At 65.8% G+C, this 2,206-nt stretch carries 3 protein-coding genes; 1 reads left to right on the top strand and 2 read right to left on the bottom strand.

Annotation, left to right across the window (positions count from 1 at the left end; all coding sequences use genetic code 11):
• Nucleotides 1-163 precede the first annotated feature (163 nt).
• On the top strand, nucleotides 164-514 hold the full coding sequence (locus ACFU8Q_RS41100; protein WP_384465221.1) for a hypothetical protein: 351 nt from the start codon (nucleotides 164-166) through the stop codon (nucleotides 512-514).
• Between the two features lie 119 nt (nucleotides 515-633).
• Here ACFU8Q_RS41100 and ACFU8Q_RS41105 read toward each other — a convergent pair whose 3' ends face one another.
• Nucleotides 634-1,071, bottom strand: coding sequence for an ankyrin repeat domain-containing protein (locus ACFU8Q_RS41105; protein ID WP_384465224.1), 438 nt, complete (start codon nucleotides 1,069-1,071; stop codon nucleotides 634-636).
• A gap of 39 nt (nucleotides 1,072-1,110) precedes the next feature.
• Nucleotides 1,111-1,985, bottom strand: a protein-coding gene (locus tag ACFU8Q_RS41110) for an IS5 family transposase (protein ID WP_384465227.1) whose coding sequence is annotated in 2 segments (ribosomal slippage) — nucleotides 1,111-1,593 and nucleotides 1,596-1,985 — 873 coding nt in all. Because the reading frame shifts where the segments join, the coding sequence is not laid out codon by codon here.
• Nucleotides 1,986-2,206 lie beyond the last annotated feature (221 nt).

A 2,206-nucleotide genomic window follows, 5' to 3' on the forward strand; every position in this document is an offset into this window, starting at 1 on the left:
AACCTCCCCATACGACAACGTCGGCCTTCAAGACCACAACCGGGTGTTGAAGGCCGACGTCACGCCGAGCCACGAATTCGCCAACAGCATCCCCGGGGGTGCAGCGCCTTGACGTCTTCGCGGGGCCAGGAGCCGCAAGGACGTCCTCACCGACTTCGACGCGGTGGGCGAGCGGGGTGACACACTGCTGATCGTCTCGTGCAAAAGCCGTCCCTACACGCCCTGTTACGACGCCGGTGACCACAAGACCGTCCGCAACGGCGCCACGCTGGTCCAACGGGCCGTTGCCCAGTGGGAAGAGGTCGTTGCCACACTGACCAAGCAACCCGTCGGGGCCAACTACGACCTGAGCCGCTACCGCCGAATCCTGGGAACGGTGTGCATTCCCCACACCCCCTACACCCCTCTCGGTCGGGCCACCGAGATCATCGACGCGAACGACGAAGGGCAGCCGCTGCGGGCAGCGAACAGCTACGAAGAACTGGCAGCGTGGCTCGGAGCCTCAGACCGCTAGTATGGCGTGTTTTAGAAGCCCCGCCTGCCTCACCCTTCGGGCGGACGACGCTACTTCTAGGGCCTGTTGCGAAAGTGACTCTTGAGACCTGGCCGGATCCCTAACAGCGAACGGCGGTGCTACGTGGTTCCCCCCGTGGTGGGGGTTGCTCCCGCTGTGGTGAGAAGATCGGCGGTTTCGGGGTGGGGGCCGTTGTTCGCCCAGTCCAGGGGGGACCAGCCCGCACCCTGATCTTCACGAAGGTTCGGGTCGGCGCCGTATGCCAACAGCTCGCGCACCGTTTCGGTGTGGCCCCAACATGCGGCCGCGCACAACGGCGTGCCCTCCGAGCCAAGTCCGCTGCTTTCGGTGTCAGGGGAGGCCCCGGCCGCCAAGAGCAGGCGGGCAATCTCTGATTGTCCGTTCACGGATGCCGTGTACAGCGGGGTGGCGCCCTCGCTGTCTCCTCGCTCCGGGTCGGCTCCAGCCCGTAGAACCGCCTTCACGCGGACGGTGTCACCCACCAGAATTGCTCCGAAGAGCCGATGAGAGAGCTTCTTCCGCCGCCGCTGGTTCATGGGTGCCGAGGTTAGCGACCAGGTACGTGGCGAGGCCAGTCACAGCCATTCGTTGATGGCGGCGACCAGCACGGTCGCTTCGTAGCGGACAGCCAACTTGTCGTACCTCGTGGCCACGGCCCGGTGCCTCTTCAGCCGGTTGATCCCGCACTCCACCGCGTGACGCTCGCGGTAGTCGACCTTGTCGAACTTCGGTGGCCGGCCACCGAGGGAACCACGCTTCTTGCGGTTGCGGACCTGGTCGACCTTCTCCGGGATCGTGCAACCGATGCCGCGTCTGCGCAGGTAGGCGCGGTTCTCATTGGAGCCGTAGGCCTTATCGGCACGGACCCTGTCCGGCCGGGTACGAGGTCGGCCTGGGCCAATCCGCGGCACCCGGATAGCCTCCAAGACCGGCTGGAACTGGGGGCTGTCATGCCGGTGGCCAGCGGTGACGAGCAGCGACAGTGGCTTCTGCCCCTGCTCGACCGCCAAGTGGAGCTTGGTGGTCAGCCCGCCTCGGGAGCGCCCGAGGCCGTGGTCGCCGGGCTCGACGCCGACGCCACCTGGAGGTTCCTTTTGCAGATCCCCTTTTTACGCGCACCTGCAGCGTGCTGGTGGGCGCGGGCGATGGTGGAGTCCACACTGACATCCCAGGTGATCAGGCCTTCTGCATCGGCCTCGGCCTGCAATTGCTCAAGGATCTGCCTCCAGGTGCCGTCTCGCTGCCAGCGCCGGAACAGGTCGTAGACCCGATCCCACGGCCCGTACCGCTCAGGCACGTCCCGCCACGGCGCACCGGTCCTGGTCCGCCACCGTATGCCGTCGATCAGATGCCGACGCGTCCACGTCGGTGGCCGGCCAGGCTTCTTGCCCACCGGCAGCAATGGCTCAAGCCGAGCCCACTGGTCGTTCGTCAGATCCCCACGCCCCACAGCGCTTGATCATCCCACGACCTTGATCGACTTTCGCAACAGGCCCTAGTCACATGATCGGCCGGACAAGTCCTAGCTGTCAGGGCGGGTTGACGTGGGTTCAGGCAGCCAGAAGACAGCCATAGCTAGGCACTGTTTCTCGGATCTCCGGACGTGGGTGGGGTGTTGGGGGCAGGCTGGCTTCATGGGACGTGGGGATCTGACGAATGCGGAGTGGGATC

It is taken from the genome of Streptomyces sp. NPDC057543 (assembly GCF_042801895.1).
GTDB lineage: Bacteria > Actinomycetota > Actinomycetes > Streptomycetales > Streptomycetaceae > Streptomyces.